The organism is Sphingomonas natans (assembly GCF_030546695.1).
Taxonomy (GTDB): domain Bacteria; phylum Pseudomonadota; class Alphaproteobacteria; order Sphingomonadales; family Sphingomonadaceae; genus Sphingomonas_I; species Sphingomonas_I natans.
In genome coordinates this window covers 211,006-226,457 of the sequence record NZ_JAUOTP010000006.1, presented here as the reverse complement: position 1 = coordinate 226,457, position 15,452 = coordinate 211,006, and the positions used below count along the sequence as shown (strand labels likewise).

At 66.8% G+C, this 15,452-nt stretch carries 13 protein-coding genes; 2 read left to right on the top strand and 11 right to left on the bottom strand.

All coding sequences use genetic code 11. The features are described from left to right. Positions 1-31: 31 nt before the first annotated feature. Positions 32-2,203, bottom strand: a complete 2,172-nt coding sequence (locus Q4F19_RS14550) for a catalase (RefSeq protein WP_303543724.1) — start codon at positions 2,201-2,203, stop codon at positions 32-34. A 204-nt stretch (positions 2,204-2,407) separates the two neighbouring features. Continuing rightward, positions 2,408-5,608 (bottom strand): DEAD/DEAH box helicase, encoded by a 3,201-nt coding sequence (locus Q4F19_RS14545; protein ID WP_303543722.1) that lies wholly within the window; start codon positions 5,606-5,608, stop codon positions 2,408-2,410. 195 nt (positions 5,609-5,803) lie between these two features. Here Q4F19_RS14545 and Q4F19_RS14540 point away from each other — a divergent pair, with 195 nt between their 5' ends. Beyond that, positions 5,804-5,986, top strand: coding sequence for a DUF3606 domain-containing protein (locus Q4F19_RS14540; RefSeq protein WP_303543719.1), 183 nt, complete (start codon positions 5,804-5,806; stop codon positions 5,984-5,986). Positions 5,987-6,151: 165 nt separating this feature from the next. On the opposite strand, the gene Q4F19_RS14535 is transcribed toward Q4F19_RS14540, so the two are convergent. The 6 genes from Q4F19_RS14535 to epsC all read right to left on the bottom strand — a co-directional run bounded on the left by Q4F19_RS14535 (position 6,152) and on the right by epsC (position 11,240). Further along, positions 6,152-7,165, bottom strand: a complete 1,014-nt coding sequence (locus Q4F19_RS14535; protein WP_303543717.1) for an aldo/keto reductase — start codon at positions 7,163-7,165, stop codon at positions 6,152-6,154. 33 nt (positions 7,166-7,198) lie between these two features. Continuing rightward, a complete protein-coding gene (locus Q4F19_RS14530; protein ID WP_303543715.1) occupies positions 7,199-7,942 on the bottom strand; it encodes an SDR family NAD(P)-dependent oxidoreductase in 744 nt (247 codons plus the stop codon). A gap of 113 nt (positions 7,943-8,055) precedes the next feature. Continuing rightward, on the bottom strand, positions 8,056-8,628 hold the full coding sequence (locus Q4F19_RS14525) for a c-type cytochrome (RefSeq protein ID WP_303543713.1): 573 nt from the start codon (positions 8,626-8,628) through the stop codon (positions 8,056-8,058). Then, the gene (gene soxC, locus Q4F19_RS14520; RefSeq protein WP_303543711.1) at positions 8,621-9,883 is read right to left on the bottom strand and encodes a sulfite dehydrogenase; all 1,263 of its coding nucleotides are present in this window, start codon (positions 9,881-9,883) and stop codon (positions 8,621-8,623) included. The genes Q4F19_RS14525 and soxC overlap by 8 nt, the downstream gene beginning before the upstream one ends. An 88-nt stretch (positions 9,884-9,971) precedes the next feature. After that, positions 9,972-10,172: a hypothetical protein gene (locus Q4F19_RS14515; RefSeq protein ID WP_303543709.1), complete on the bottom strand. Its 201-nt coding sequence runs from the start codon at positions 10,170-10,172 to the stop codon at positions 9,972-9,974. A 159-nt stretch (positions 10,173-10,331) separates the two neighbouring features. Beyond that, positions 10,332-11,240 carry a serine O-acetyltransferase EpsC gene (epsC, locus tag Q4F19_RS14510; RefSeq protein WP_303543707.1) on the bottom strand — a complete coding sequence of 303 codons (909 nt, stop codon included), beginning with the start codon at positions 11,238-11,240 and terminating at the stop codon, positions 10,332-10,334. Positions 11,241-11,512: 272 nt separating this feature from the next. Here epsC and Q4F19_RS14505 point away from each other — a divergent pair, with 272 nt between their 5' ends. Continuing rightward, positions 11,513-11,659, top strand: coding sequence for a lmo0937 family membrane protein (locus Q4F19_RS14505; protein WP_303543705.1), 147 nt, complete (start codon positions 11,513-11,515; stop codon positions 11,657-11,659). On the opposite strand, the gene Q4F19_RS14500 is transcribed toward Q4F19_RS14505, so the two are convergent. From Q4F19_RS14500 to Q4F19_RS14490, 3 genes are read right to left on the bottom strand one after another with little or no spacing between them, the layout of a single operon-like run. After that, complete coding sequence (locus Q4F19_RS14500; protein ID WP_303543703.1) at positions 11,656-13,686, bottom strand: M3 family metallopeptidase; 2,031 nt, start codon at positions 13,684-13,686, stop codon at positions 11,656-11,658. The two genes, Q4F19_RS14505 and Q4F19_RS14500, sit on opposite strands and share 4 nt — an antisense overlap. Positions 13,687-13,708: 22 nt before the next feature. Further along, entirely contained in the window at positions 13,709-14,524 is an 816-nt protein-coding gene (locus Q4F19_RS14495) for a transglutaminase-like domain-containing protein (protein WP_303543701.1), read from the bottom strand. Continuing rightward, a complete protein-coding gene (locus Q4F19_RS14490; protein WP_303543699.1) occupies positions 14,514-15,440 on the bottom strand; it encodes a transglutaminase family protein in 927 nt (308 codons plus the stop codon). Before Q4F19_RS14490 ends, Q4F19_RS14495 begins: the two co-directional genes overlap by 11 nt. Positions 15,441-15,452 lie beyond the last annotated feature (12 nt).

Genomic DNA, 15,452 nt, shown 5'->3' with positions numbered 1-15,452 from the left:
TCATGGGCGGCCGGCCGGTTTCCCTCATCCGTCAGCGAACCGACGCGGCATCCAGATCGACATTCATCTCGCGCGGCCAGAAGCGAAGCTCGCGGCAGGCCGTGACGAAGGCCGTCGCGTCCTTGCCCTTCGCCAGCGCGACGAAGCCGTCGTCCAGCTCCGCGGGCAACCGCGCCTCGTCGAACAGGGGCTTGGCGTTCGCGCCGACGCCGATGAACTTGCAGTGCCCGAACGCGTCCGAGACGAAGTCCTTCGAAGGCGCGTCCTGCGCCAGCATCGCCGCGCCGTCTGCCGATGGCAGGATGGCCACCGCGTCGAATAGGACCGACGGGCCGCCGTCGATCTTGTGCTTGGCGGCAACCGCCGTGCCGTCGTCGAGCGTGACGCCGCCGATCTTCGGCGCGATCACTTCCCACGTCGCCTCTTCGGTATCGAGCGCGGCGGTCAGGGCGGCGAACATCTTCGCATCCGAACCGTCGGTCAGCAGGATGCCCATCTTGCGACCCTTGAAGCTGACCGGGCCGTTGGCCAGGATGCTCAGCTTGGGCGAAGGCGGCAGGTCCAAAGTCGGTTTGGCCGCCACGGCCGCGTTCGGAAGATCCATGCCCAGTCCATCCGCGACGGTCGCGGCCAGATCGTCATGGATGTTGCGCAGGTGCGAGACGGCACGCGCGCGGATGTCGACCCGCTCGACCTTGGACAGTTCGAACACGAGCGCGTCGCCGATATGCTTCTGCTCGATCGGCAACTGGCTCACGTAGAACTGACGCGCCTGGCTGTAATGATCGGCGAAGGTCTCCGATCGGATGCGCTGCTTGGGTGCCTGGATTTCGGCGGCGAAGCTGACGAAACCGCGCGCCGGATTTTCGCGCGGACCGCCCTCGGCACCCCAGCTGTTCGGCTCGTAATTGGCGCGACCCTTCGGGTTGCGCATCGCCATATGCCCGTCCTGCTGGAAGTTGCTGACCGGGGAGCGCGGCGCATTGATCGGCAGATGCGTGAAGTTGGGGCTGCCCAGGCGCTTCAGCTGCGTATCGAGATACGAGAAGTTGCGGCCGTGCAGCAGCGGATCGTCCGAGAAATCGACGCCGGGCGGGACATTCTGCGTGCAGAAGGCGACCTGCTCGGTATTCGCGAAGAAATTGTCGACATTGCGGTTGAGCGTCATCGTGCCGATGATGCGGACCGGGATGTCCTCCTCCGGGATCAACTTGGTCGAATCCAGGTGATCGAAGGGCAGCTTGTCGGCGGTTTCCTGATCGAACAGCTGGACGCCGAGGTCCCATTGCGGGAAATCGCCGCTCTCGATCGCATTCCAAAGATCGCGGCGATGGAAGTCGGGATCCGCGCCGTTGATCTTGACGGCCTCGTTCCAGAGCACCGACTGCAGGCCCTGGCGCGGCTTCCAGTGGAATTTGACGAAGGTCGATTTGCCCTCGGCCGTGACGAGCCGGAACGTGTGAACGCCGAAACCCTCGATCGTGCGGAACGAGCGCGGGATCGTCCGATCGGACATCTGCCACATGATCATGTGCCAGGCCTCGGGGCTGAGACTCGCGAAATCCCAGAAATTGTCATGCGCCGACTGCGCCTGCGGGAAGCCGCGATCGGGCTCCTGCTTCACGGCATGGACGAGATCGGGAAACTTGATCGCATCCTGGATGAAGAAGACCGGGATGTTGTTGCCGACAATGTCCCAATTGCCTTCGTTCGTATAGAATTTGACCGCGAAGCCGCGCACGTCGCGCGCGAGATCCATCGATCCGGCATTGCCGGCGACGGTCGAGAAGCGGACGAAGACCTCGGTCTGCTGGCCGACCGTGCCGAGCACGTCGGCCCGCGTGACGTCGGCGAGGCTATCGGTCAGTTCGAACACGCCGTGCGCGCCATAGCCGCGGGCATGCACTACGCGCTCGGGAATCCGCTCGTGATCGAAGTGGAAGATCTTCTCGCGGAGGATGAAGTCCTCCAGCAGCGTCGGCCCGCGCGGTCCGGCCTTCAGGCTATTTTGGCCGTCGGCGATCGGGATGCCCTGCTGCGTCGTCATCGTCAGTTCGGCGGCGTTCGTGCTCTGGTGCGTTTCGCCGCCCGCGCCCGGCGTTTCCGCGAAGCTCGTGGGAAGATCGCTGCCAGCGGGAAGCGGCGGTGCCTTGGCGGGCGTTTCGCCTTTCAGCTTGCCCGCGCCGTTCTTTGTAGCTGCCATGAAAAATTCTCCGTTCAGGATCATTTGCGCAAATCGAACGCAAGATGCGAGCGCTTTATTTTTGCAGTCGCGTGGAACATTATCGGCGATAGACAAAGATCAACTTATCCGCCGATGTTGTCATGAAATTGACTTGGATCTATCGCGCCGAGACGAAAGCGTCTTGGTTATAGTAGATCAAGCGCCCCGGATCTCTTAGGGTGCCTATTGTTCGTCGGACACGAAACGATTCAGCAAATCCTCGACTTTCGCGAGCCGCGCGACGGGATCCTCGATCCGCTCAGCCAGCAACAGACGCCCGCCCTTGTTGGTCAGCTCCGTATCGCGCCCATCGCCCGAAAAGTCCGGCCGGGGGGTGAAGGCGATTGCGCCGGGCCCGGCATCGATGCGGGCGATCTTTGCCGAGCGCGCATTTGCGCGGACCCGGGCGATCGAGAGCAAGGTGGTCGCTTCTTCCGGCAGCGCGCCGAAGCGATCTTCCAGTTCGTCCTGCAGCGCATCGATCTGGTCGGCGCTCTCGGTCCGCGCCAGGCGGACGTGGAACATGACCCGAAATTCGGGATCGGGCATCCAGGTCTCGGGCAGGCTGCCCTCGATGCCGAGATGCAGTTCCGGCGTCCAGCGTTCGACCGTCTCGCCGCGTGCGGTCCGCAGCGCCGTCTCCAGCAGATGCTGATACAGATCGATCCCGATCAGCTTCATATGTCCCGCCTGCACCTCGCCCAGCAGATCGCCGGCACCGCGCATGTCGAGGTCGCGCGCGCTGATCGCGAAGCCCGCGCCGAGCCGGTCGAACGCCTCCAGCGTCCGCAGTCGCTTGAGAGTGCCCGGCGCTATCTCCTTGTCCGGTTCGGTCATGAGCAAAACCTGCCCGCGCCGGCTGCCCCGGCCGACCCGGCCGCGCAGCTGGTGGAGCTGGCTGAGCCCGAAGCGGTCGGCGCGCGTGATCACCATCGTGTTGGCGCGCGGCACGTCCAGTCCCGCCTCGATGATGTTGGTCGCGAGCAGGACGTCGCCTTCGCCACGGCCGAAGCGGATCATCGCCTCGTCGATCTCGGCAGCCGGCAGCTTGCCGTGCGCCTGCAGCACCTCGAGTTCGGGCACCAGCTTGGCGAGCGTCTCGGCGAGCGCGGCCATATCCTCGATGCGCGGCACGACGACGAAGCTCTGCCCGCCGCGGCTGCGTTCGCGCAGCAAGGCGGCGCGCACGGTCTCCTTGTCGAATGCGCTGACCGCCGTGCGGATCGGCTGGCGGCGGGCGGGCGGCGTGCCGATCACCGACAATTGCTGGATGCCGACCAGCGCATTCTGGAGCGTCCGCGGGATCGGCGTGGCGCTCAGCGTCAGGACATGGCCCGCACCCAGTTCGCGCAATCGCGTCTTGTCGGCGGCGCCGAAGCGCTGCTCCTCGTCAACGATGACGAGCGCCAGCGATTTGTAGGTGACGCTCTTGCTGGCGACGGCGGCGGTGCCGACCACGATATGGATCGTCCCATCCTCCAGGCCTGCTTTGACCTGCTTCTTCTCGGCCGTGCTGGACAGGCGCGACAGGCCGGCGACGACGATGCCGGTCCCCTCGAAGCGTTCGCTAAACGTCTCGATATGCTGGCGGGCGAGTACGGTGGTGGGGGCGGCTATTGCCACCTGATGTCCGGCGAGCGCCGCGAGTGCGGCCGCGCGCAACGCGACCTCGGTCTTGCCGAAGCCGACATCGCCGACGACCAGCCGGTCCATCGGCTTGCCGGCGACGAGATCGGCGCGCACCGCATCGATCGCACGCGCCTGGTCGCGCGTCTCGCTATACGGAAATCCGGCGGCGAACCGCTCATAGGCAGCCGTGTCGGGATCGAGCACCGGCGCTTTGCTGTCGGCGCGGTCCGCCGCCATCCGGGTCATCCCCTCGGCGGTCTCGGCGATCGCGGCGTGGATCGTGGCGCGGCGCTTCTCCCAGCTTGATCCGTCGAGCTTGTCGAGCGTCACCGCGTCCGCATCGGCGCCATAACGCCACAGCCGGTCCGCCTCGGCCATCGGCACCAGCCGTACGCCGTTATCGGCATAAGTGATCGCGATCGCGTCGCCCGGCTCGCCGCTGCCGGTCTCGGGCATGCGGTCCATCCCGGCGACGACGCCGATGCCATGATCCTCGTGGACGATTACGTCGCCGATGCGGATCTCGCCGAGGCCGAACAAAGCGATGTCGCCCGAAGCCGCCTGTGCGTCGTCGCGCTCGGCGCGGCTGCCCAGCAGATCGGCCGCGGCGATCGCGACGATGCCTTCGCGGCGGAAGCCGTGATCGACGGGCGCCTCCAGCGCGAGCAGGCTTCCCGGCGCGGCGCCGAGCACCTCCGTCCAGGCGGATGCGGATGCTATGTCGCGCTTCAGCGCCTTGGCGGCGCGCGCGCGCAGGAAGCGGAGATCACGCGCGCTGCCCAGCAGGACGACGCGCTCCCCGGCGTCCAGCGCGGCCAGAACGAACTTGGCGAAGGCGCGCAGCGGCGCCTTGCCCTCCACGAAGCGGGGCGGGGGGTCGCCCGCGCTGTCCAGCGTCAAGGTCGCCTTGCTGCGGATCGCCGCCTGCCACATCGCCTCATCTGCTATGGACCGGACGGCGCGCTTCGGGCGGCGCCGATCGGCATCGGCCGCCAGCGCGAGAAAGCGCTTGCGGCGGTCCTCGGCGCCCGGCTCGATCGCCAGCGTGGCATCGGGCAGATGTTCGGTCAGGATGACCCCAGCGCCCTCGATCGGGGGCTCCGAGACGCGGCCGAGTTCTTCCGCCTGCCGTTCGCCCGTGGTGCGCTGGTCACCCGGATCGTAGCTGCGGATCGAGACGATGCGATCTTCCGCCGTCTCGATGCGGAGCGGCTCCTCGGCATCGGCGGGATAGACGTCGAGCACCTGCCCGCGCAGCGCGACCTCGCCTGGCTCGTCGACGCGCTCGTCGCTGATATAGCCGCATTCGATCAGCCGATCGAACAGGCCGGGCAGATCTATCGGATCGCCGACGCCGGCATGGGGCGGTGCCGTCTCGAACGCTCCGGGGACAGCATAAGCGCGGCCCAGCGCTTCGCCGGTCGTGATGCACGCGATAGGCTGCCGATCGGGGCGCAGCAGCGCAAGGCGGATCCGCCGGAGCGCGGCGACGCGTTGCCCGACATTGGCGGGCGAGGCCGGCGCGTCGTCTCCGGGCAGCGCGTCGCTTCCCGGACAGAAGATCACATCCGCTTCGGTCATCGCCGTCAGAGCGCGCGCGACCGCATAAGCGCGGGGCCCGTCCGTGGCCGCATACAGAACATCGCCTGCCGTCAGCGCCTGCGCCAGAGACGCCGCCACCTCGCCGATCGCCATGGTCGGCAGCGCCTTTACGGCGGCGAGGGCAGGAGCGGCGGGGGCGGCGGCTGCCGGCATACGGGATGCTTTCTGATCGGATCCTGCCGAACGAGCCTTGCTGTCCCTCGTTCCGTCTGCAGCCGGCAATTTTCGGTGCGTCGACAAATGGTTACGAGACGCGGGACTTGATCGAAATCTAGAATCGCATCGTCTTGGGGCGACGCACCGAATTGGCTTGTGGTGCGTTGGGCGCGTCTGTTGTGGAGAATATACGTGGCCGATGACCTGAAAGACCGTGGCGTCCGGGATCGCAATCGCATCGCGATGGGCGAAGATCATGAGGTCGCTTATTGGACCAAGAAATTCGGGGTCAGCCGCGATCGCCTGGCCGAGGCGGTCGCAGCGGTCGGCACCAGTGCCCAGGCCGTCGCCGATTTCCTGAACAAGCGCCTCTGAGCCGTGGCGCGCTTCTTCTGCCTGATCGGCCTCCATCGCTGGCGGTCGCTGCCGCCGGCCCCCGTCAGCCGGTTCGCGCGCTGCCAGCGATGCCGCGCGCCGGGGATTCGCCGGGCCGCCTGAACGAGAGCGCCTCCCGCCCGCCAAGGACGAGAGGCGCTCGGCTTATGCGCGCGCCACGCGCCCTTCGATCGGATGGCCCGGGTCGTTGAAGCCGGGCGTCGAGGCGTGGCCCGTCGTCACGAGCCCGTCGATGAAGGCTTCGTCCTCGGCCGTCAGCGTTACGTCCAGCGCACCGATATAATTGTCCCAATGCGCCTCGGTGCGCGGGCCGGTGATCGTCGATGTCACCAGCTTGTTGTTGAGCACCCAGGCGATCGCGAAGTGGGTGGGATCGATCCCTCGCGCCCTCGCATGCGCCGCGATCCTGCGCGCGAGTTCCAGCGATTCCGGCCGCCATTCGGTCTCGAGGATGCGCTTGTCGCCTCGGCCCGCGCGCGTGTCCGCCGCCGGCGCCTTGTCTGGATCATATTTGCCGGTGAGTACGCCGCGCGCCAGCGGGCTGTAGGAAACGGTGCCGAGGCCGTAGAAATCTGCGCCGGGCAGCTGCTCGACTTCGGCCACGCGGTTGAAAATATTGTAGAGCGGCTGGCTCGCGATCGGCCGGTCGATCCCGAACCGGTCGGCGAGATGCGCGACTTCGGCGATCCGCCACGCGCGGAAGTTCGAGACGCCGAAATAGCGCAACTTGCCTTGCGCGATCAGATCGCCGATCGCGCGCACCGCCTCGCCCAGCGGCGCATCGAACACCGCGCGGTGGAAATAGAGCAGGTCGATATAGTCGGTGCCGAGCCGGCGCAGACTGTCCTCAACGCCTTCGATGATCCACTTGCGCGACTGGCCGCCTTCGTTTGGCCCCGGGCCGCGCGCATTGACGAACTTGGTGGCGAGCACCCAATGATCGCGCTGCGCCTTAATGCCCGTGCCGGTCACGACCTCGGACTGGCCGCCGTTATAGACATCGGCGGTGTCGATGAAATTGATGCCCTGCTCGCGCGCTTTGTCGATGATGCGGTGCGAGGTGGCCTCGTCGGTCTGCCCGCCGAACATCATCGTCCCGAGCGTGAGCGGGGAAACCTTGATGCCGGACCGGCCGAGATAGCGATACTGTACGGGCATGCTTCACTCCGTGGGGGTTGGTCGGGGAGGGGATCAGCTGCGCGCGACCTGGAAGCCGGCGAAGGACTGGCTGACGGGCATCAGCTCCAGCTGGTTGATGTTGAGGTGCGCCGGCAGGCTCGCGATCCACAGGACGGTCGTGGCGATATCCTCGGCGGTCATCGGCTGCGCGCCGCCATAGAGCGCGTCGGAGGCTGCCTGATCGCCGCCGTTGCGCACGAGCGTGAACTCGGTCTCCACCATCCCCGGATCGATCGCGCTGACGCGGACGCCGGTGCCGTGCAGGTCCGATCGCAGGTTGAGCGAGAATTGCTGCACGAACGCCTTGGTCGCGCCATAGACGTTGCCTCCGGGATAGGGGTAGCTGCCCGCGACCGAAGCCATGTTGACGATGCCGCCGCGCCGCTCGATCAGCCCGGGCAGCAGGCGATGCGTGATCGTCACCAGCGCAGTGACGTTGGTCTCGATCATCGTCCGCCACTGCGCGAGATCGCTTCGCTGCGCAGGCCCGGTGCCCAGCGCGAGACCGGCATTGTTGACGAGCAGATCGATGCCGCGGAAGGCTTCCGGAAGTGCGTCGAGCGCCGCATTCGTCGCCGCCTCGTCGCGGACGTCGAACACGGCCGGGTGGATGAGCGCGCCATAGGCTTCGACGAGCGGCGCGAGCCGGTCGGCGCGGCGGCCGGTCGCGATGACCTGCCAGCCCGCACCCGCCAGCGCGCGCGCCGTCGCCTCGCCGATGCCGGAGGTCGCGCCAGTCACGAGTGCCGTCTTCATTTCTCAGTCTCCTTATGGCCCACGGCCCGGCCGGGGCCGCGGCCGATGTAAGCCGCTCGATCGAAAGTGGGATAGCTGCCCAGACGATCCGTGGGTCGTCCGCTATGAAGGGATCAGTGGGGCGTCTTTCCCCGTTCCAGATTGCCGTCGAACCGCTCGCCTTCCAGACTGACGAAGCCGCTACGGTTCGGCATCGCGATCTTCGGCAAATTCGTAGCATCCAGCCGCGCATCGGCGGAGACGATGCCGTCGATCGAGAGCAGATAGGCGACGAGGCCGTACACCTGCCGGTCGTCGAGCGACTGCGGCGCGGTCAGCGGCATTGCGCGCCGGATATAGTCGAACAGCGTCGGTGCGTAGGGCCAGTAGCTGGCGACGGTCTTGACCGGCTTCGCCGAGGCGAGCGTGTCGATGCCGCCCGTCAGCCGGTCGGCCACGCCGCCGCTGCCGGCGGCGCCGTGACAGGCCACGCAGTGCGCGGTGTAGGTGGCGCGGCCTTCGACGACCGATCCCGATCCGGGCGGCAGACCTGTCCCGTCCGAAGCGACGGTCAGGTCCAGCCGCGACACGATCTCGGGCGCAGCCGGTCGGCCGAGCCGGGGCGTTTCGGCCGCCGGGTCGCGCGCGAGGGCCGAGGCGGCACCCGCCAACAGGACGAGCCCGCCGGCAATCAGGTGCTCACGCATAGACATGGCTGACCCGACCCCGCGCATCGACATGCCAGCTCTGGATCGCGTTGGCATGATAGGTCTGGCCCGGCCCATATTTGGCAAGCCACTCCGATCGAGGTGGCTGCACTGCACCCGTTTCGTCGGTCGCGCGGCTCATCAGCGTGACGGGCCCGCCGTCCCAGCGCCAGGCCATGCGGAAGCGGGTCAGCGCCTTGGGCAAGACAGGTCCGGTCAAGGCGGCCTCGGCCCAGCTTGCGCCGCCGTCTGCCGAAACCTCGACCTTGCGGATCCGGCCGCGGCCCGACCAGGTGAGGCCGCTTATCTCTCGGAAGCCGGCGCACTTCAGGTCGAGCCCGAAGGAGGGGGCCAGAATGACCGATTTGACGCCCATCCGCAGCGAGAACAGCTCGGCCCGCCCATCGGCGAGGATGTCCGAATATTTGGACGTCTCATCGCGCGAGAAAGCGGGAGCGGCCATCACCTTCAGGCGCCGCAGCCATTTGACCGAGGCATTGCCCTCGATCCCCGGCAACAGGAGCCGCATCGGAAATCCCTGTTCCGGGCGGAGCGGCTCGCCATTCTGGAACAGCGCGATCATCGCATCGTCGAGGCAGATCGACAGCGGGACGCTGCGCGTCATGCCCGCGGAGTCCGCGCCTTCCGCCTGCACCCAGCGGGCCTGCGGGGCGATGCCCGCTTCGTCCAGCAAGGTCGACAGGCGCACGCCCGTCCATTCGGCGCAGGATAGCAGCCCGTTGAGCTGGCCGGCGCTCCCCTGCACGGGCGTGTCGGCGCCGATCGTCCCGCTATTGCCAGAGCATTCGAGGAACAGGATCCGGCTCTCGCGCGGATAGCGCAGCAGATCCTCGTAGCGGAACAATAGAGGCTGGCGGACGAGGCCGTGGATCAGCAATTCGTGCGTCGCCGGGGCCACGTCGGGAATGCCGTTATGATGGCGCTCGAAATGCAGCCCGTTCGGCGTGATCGTCCCCTCCAGCAGCTGGAGCGGCGTACGCGACGATCCGGTGCCGGGAAAGGGCAGGCTCGGGACGATGCGCTGGATCGTGCCGGCAGAGGGCGCGCGCTCGCCGACGCCGGAAAGCGGCGCGCCGGGTTTCAGCATCGTCGCGGGCGACCTCGCACCCGTTGCCGCCTTCAGTCCGGTCGCCAGTCCGCCCGCCGAAAGCGCGCCCGCCACGAGCAGCGCGCGGCGATGAAGCAGCCCGCCGCCCGCGACCGGCTCTTGGTGTTGATCAGGCGTGTCCGGCATCGCGCGTCGGCCAAAAAAAGCGGCCCGGCGCGAAGCCGGGCCGCAGGCTACGCCTCGGGAGTCTGAAACCTAAGGCGACAGGATGAGCTCAGGAGGTCGCGTTGCTGACATTCTCGATGCCCGACGCGTCGCTCGCGTTCGGCGCGATTTCGCCAAGATTGTCGGTCGCACCCACGTCGACGGAATTGCTCAGATTTTCTGTCGTCACATTCTGCTCGGCCGATTTGGAGCAGGCCGAAAGGCCGGCGGCCGCGAGCGTCAGCGACAGGATCGAGATGGCCTTTTTCATGCAATGCCCCTTCGTGCTTTGGCGGCTCCGATCGCGATGCGTCGGAGGAGGCCGCACTCAGCATCGATCCGGCTCCGGGGGCAACGATGGAAATCCTATCGGACGCATAGGAAATCTATCGCGATGGGGCATATCGCAGGATCGATCGCGACGTTCGTCTCAGAATGTCGGACGAGCCTGCTCGACGCGGCTGTCCGGCGGCACAGTCTCGGTCAGCCACACATTGCCGCCGACGATCGATCGCGCACCGATGACGATCCGGCCGAGCAAGGTCGCGCCCGCGTAGATGATCACGTCGTCCTCGATCACCGGATGGCGCGGCCGGCCGCGGCCCTCCTCGAGCGGCCCCGCCGGCCCGCCGAGCGTGACCGACTGGTGGAGCCGGACGCGATCGCCGATGACAGCGGTCTCGCCGATGACGAGGCCGGTACCGTGATCGATGAAGATGCTGTGGCCGATCGTCGCGCCGGGGTGGATGTCGATGCCCGTATCGGAATGCGCGATCTCGCCGATGATCCGCGCAACGAGCGGGGCGCCCAGCCGGTGCAGGCGGCTCGCCACGCGATAATGGATGATCGCGAGCAGGCTGGGATAGCAAAGCAGCATTTCGTCCACGCTGCGCGCCGCCGGATCGTTCGCGAACGCCGCCTCGACATCGGTGTCCAGCAATGTGCGGATCGAAGGCAGATCATGCGCGAACGCGCCGATGATCCGCCGCGCCTCCGCATCGGTCGCCTCCTCCGCGCCGCCGACCGACGAGTAAGCGAGTTCGCGCCGGAGCTGGCCGTAGAGGTGGCTCAGGCCGTTTTCCAGCGTCTCGGCGACATAGGCCGCCTCATTGTCGGCGCGGACATAGCTGGGCCCCAGCCGCAGCGGGAACAGCACGCCGCAGAGGATCGACATGACCTCCTCCAGCGTGCGGCGCGAAGGGAAGGTGGCCGAGCCATGCTCGCGGTTGCGCGGATGCGCGGCGCGCCAATTCTCGCGCACCACGCGCAGTTCGGCGAGGACCTCGTCCAGCCGCCAATAGCTGCCCATGCCGGTAGTCAGATCCGGTTCGATGCCCATTGCGATGCTCCCAGGTCGAGACCGATCCGGGCGTGGCCGGTCCCTTGCCCCGCTGCGTGGCGGAGGAAGAGTCCTGTCCGCAGCCTGTCGCGGAACTAGGGGGAGGTTGGGGAGACGGCCAGAACGTATATCCTACAGCATTGGTAGAGAATCTTTGGGCTGAGGCGTTTTCGGCGGAATGTAGGTCGGCAGTCGCGATATCGTCGGGCAAAACGGTCGATCGGGAACGTTTCGCCCTTGCATCGCTTCTCCCCGCGCAAGGGAGAACCAACATGCTGTTTACGATCGCCGCCGTCCTCGTCGTCCTGTGGCTGCTGGGCGCGTTCGCGTTCCACGTCGGAGGTGGCCTGATCCACCTCATCCTCGTCGTCGCCGTGATCGTTGTGATCGTTCAGCTGATCCAGGGGCGCCGCGTCTAGACGCCGTCCCGCACGACGGCGGTATCCGCGATGCCGCCGTCGGCGATCAATCGTCGCGCCGCCAACAGGGGCGCCTCGTCGGGCGCACGTCCGCGAAACGCGATGTAGGATTGTAGCGGATCGCGGCTGTCGCCCGGTGCGAGCACTTCGCGGCGAAGCCGGACCGCGACCCCCCGGTCGAACACGTTACCCGCTTCGATGAACGCGCCGAACGCATCCTCGTCGAGCACTTCCGACCACAGATAGCTGTAATAAGCGCTGGCATAGCCGCCGTCGAAGACGTGCGTGAAGTGCGGCAGGCGGTGGCGCATCGCGATGGCGTCGGGCATGCCGATCTCGGCAAGCGTCCGCCGCTCGAATTCGGCGGGATCGAGGCCGTCGGCATCGGCGCGGTGGATCGCCAAATCGACGATCGAGGATGCGGTGAGCTCGACGGTCGCGAACCCCTGCCCGAAATCGTCGACGCGTCCGATCGCCTCGATCAGCTCTTCCGGCATGCCAAGGTCGCGCAGAATCTCGGGCGCGACGATCCAATGCTCCATCAGCTTGCTAGGAAACTCGACGAAGTCGCGCGCGACGGCGGTGCCCGCCAGGCTCGGATAGGTCACGTCGGAGAGCAGCATATGCAATGCGTGGCCGAATTCGTGGAAGAGCGTCCGCGCCTCGTCGAGCGACAGGGCCGTCTCCAGCGGATCGGCCGCGCGCGCGAAATTGGCGACGACATAGACGATCGGGGTGACCGGGCCATCCATCTTCTCCTGCACGCGCAGGCTGCCCATCCACGCGCCGCCATGCTTGTCGGCCCGCGCCAAATGGTCGGTGTAGAGGAGCCCGACATCGGCTCCGTCCGCATTGGTGACCGCCCAGGCCAGCACATCGGCGGCATAGACCGGCAGTTCGGGCCGCTGCTCGAAGCGCAATCCATAGAGCCGCCCGGCGACCGCGAAGGCCGCATCGCGCACCGCGCCGAGCCGGAGATGGCTCCGGATCGCTGCCATATCTACTTGGTGCTGCGCGCGGCGGACCCGCTCCGCATGATAACGCCAGTCCCACGCCGCGAGCATGAAGCCGCCACCCTCGGCGTCGATCATCTCCTGAAGCACGGCGCCTTCGGCCAGTGCCTGGGTGCGTGCGGGCGCCCACACGCGACGGAGCAGAGCATCGGCCGCCTCGGGTCCGGCGGCCATGCTGCCGTCGAGGCGGTAATCAGCATAGCAAGCATAACCCAAGAGCCGCGCGCTTTCCTGGCGCAGCCGCAGCATCTCGGCGATGATCGGCCGATTGTCATGCTCGCCGCCGTCGCACCGCCCGGTGAACGCGCGCCACATCCGCTCGCGTATGTCCCGACGGTCGCTATAGGTCAGAACGACCTCGAAATCGCCGCGATCGAGCGTGAACAGGAAGCGGCCCTCGTGCCCCTGCGATTTCGCCTTCTGCGCGGCCCCCTCGCACACGTCCGCCGGGATGCCCGACAGGTCCTGGGCGTCGAGGAGCATCGTCCAGCCCGCCGTCGCCGCCAGCACATTCTGCCCGAACCGGATCGACAGGGCCGCCAGCCGCTCGTCGATCGCGGCGAACCGCAGCTTGGCTTCGCCTTCGAGCGCCGCCCCGCCCCACACGAACCCGCGATGCACCTTTTCGGTGAGGCGCAGCTGCTCGGCATCGAGCCCGAGCCGCTCGCGCGCCAGATGCACCGCGGCGACGCGCGCAAACAGCGTAGGATCATGATCGATCGACGCGCCATGCCGGCTCAGCATTGCCGACACGTCGCCCTCGATCGATCGGATCGCGTCATCGGACCGCGCCGAGGCCAGCATCCAGAACAGCCGGCGCACGCGCGACAGGCGCTCGCCCGCGCGCTCCATCGCGGCGATGACAGTGTCGAAGCCTGGCGGGGTGGGGTCTGCCGTGATCGCATCGATCTCGCGCCGATGCTCGGCAATGGCGATCTCGAACGCGGGCAGGAAATCGGCGACATGGATCGCATCGAAGGACGGCGCGCCGAACGGCCCATCCCATGCGCGCAACAGGAGGTTTGCGCCAGGCGCGTCAGTCAAGCGTCAGGATCTGCTGCGCGCGAACCGTAAATCCGGTGAGCTGGGAACGGCCGAACACGGTCGTCAGCGCCGCGTCGGTCGCGTCACGCCCGCGCGCCATCAGGATTCGGCCGATCCGCGGGTGCAGGTTGCGCGCGTCGAACGTGTACCAGTCATCCTCGAGATACACGTCGAACCAGGCGGCGAAGTCCATCGGCGCGTCGGTCAGGGGCACGTCGATGTCGGGCAGATAGCCGGTGCAGTAGCGCGCCGGGATATTCATGCAGCGGCACAGGGTGATCGCGAGATGCGCATAGTCGCGACAGACGCCGAGGCCCTCCTGATGCGCGTCCCACGCGGTCTTGGTGGGCCGGGCATGCTGGTAGCCGAATTCGATATGGTTGTGCGTGAATTCCACGATCGCCTGGACCCGCTTCCAGCCCGGCTCGATATGCGAAAACAGCGCCCAGGCCGTATCCGACAGGCGATCCGTCTCGCAATAGCGGCTGCCCAGCAGATAGACGAGCACGTCATCGGGCAATTGCTCGATCGGCAATTGCAGCTTTCCTTCCGCCGACGCATCGACGAGCCCATTGTCCTCGATCGTGAAGTCGGCTGAGAGCATCATGCCGCCGGCCGGGATCGTCACGCGCGTGCCGATATTTCCGAAGCCGTCGACATAATCGTAGATCGGAACGGACGGGTTCGTCTCGATCCGGTGCGGGGTCTGCAGATCGCGGTTGCGCGACGGATGCACGCTGAGCATCGCCAGCAAAGGCGTCGGCTGATCGACGTTGAACGTGATGTCATAGCCGGCCCTAATCAGCATCTTGTCTCGCTTCCTGTCTAACTGTCTGTTGCAACTCTCGAGCTGCCCGATCGACGCTCACCTCGACGCTTACCTCCATGCCGAGGCTGCTCGCGGGAAAACCGCTCCACGTCCCCGACAGCGGCACCGCCTGATACGGATCGCGCGTCACCGCGACGCGGACCAGTCCGCGATTGCCGACGATCCCGTTGGTCGGATCGAACTCGACCCAGCCCGATCCGGGCAGGAAAATGCGCACCCAGGCATGCGTGTTCCCGCCGCCGACCAGCTTTTCCGATCGATCGGGATTGTAGAGGTAGCCGGAGACGAAGCGCGCGGCCAATCCCAGCGCGCGCGCCGCTTCCATCATCAGCACCGCGAAATCGCGGCACGTGCCCTGGCGCTTCTGGAGCGTCTCGATCGGCGTCTGCGTGCCTTTTTCGTGGCGCGCGACATAGGTGAACTGCCGTCGGATCGCCGCCGTCATTTCTGTGAGCATCGCGACCGTGTCGGTCTGCCCGTCATGGCGCACGAAGCCACGCGCCCAGGCATCGACCATGCGCTGCGGATCGTCATGCCGGCGCTCGATCGAGCGGAGCAGGTCGGGCATGTCCTCGGTCGCGTAGGTGAAGGGGTAGAGGCGCGCATAATCCTCGACCTGCACCGTCTCGGGATAGATCGGATTATGCTCCATCCGGACATGGCTGATGAAGCTCAGCGTCTTCGCGCGCTTGCCGAAGCGCGCGATCGCCACCGAATTGCCGAACACATCGTGCAGCCAGCGTATGTCGATCGGCTTGGGATCGATCTCCAGTCGCGCCTCGATCAGCCGCTGGTCCCAGCTCTCGAGCGGGCGCACCATGATCCGATGCTCGCCGAACGAGACCGGCTGGCGATAGGTATAGGTCGTGCGATGCGCTATCGTCAGGAAAGGCATGGGGAATCGAAC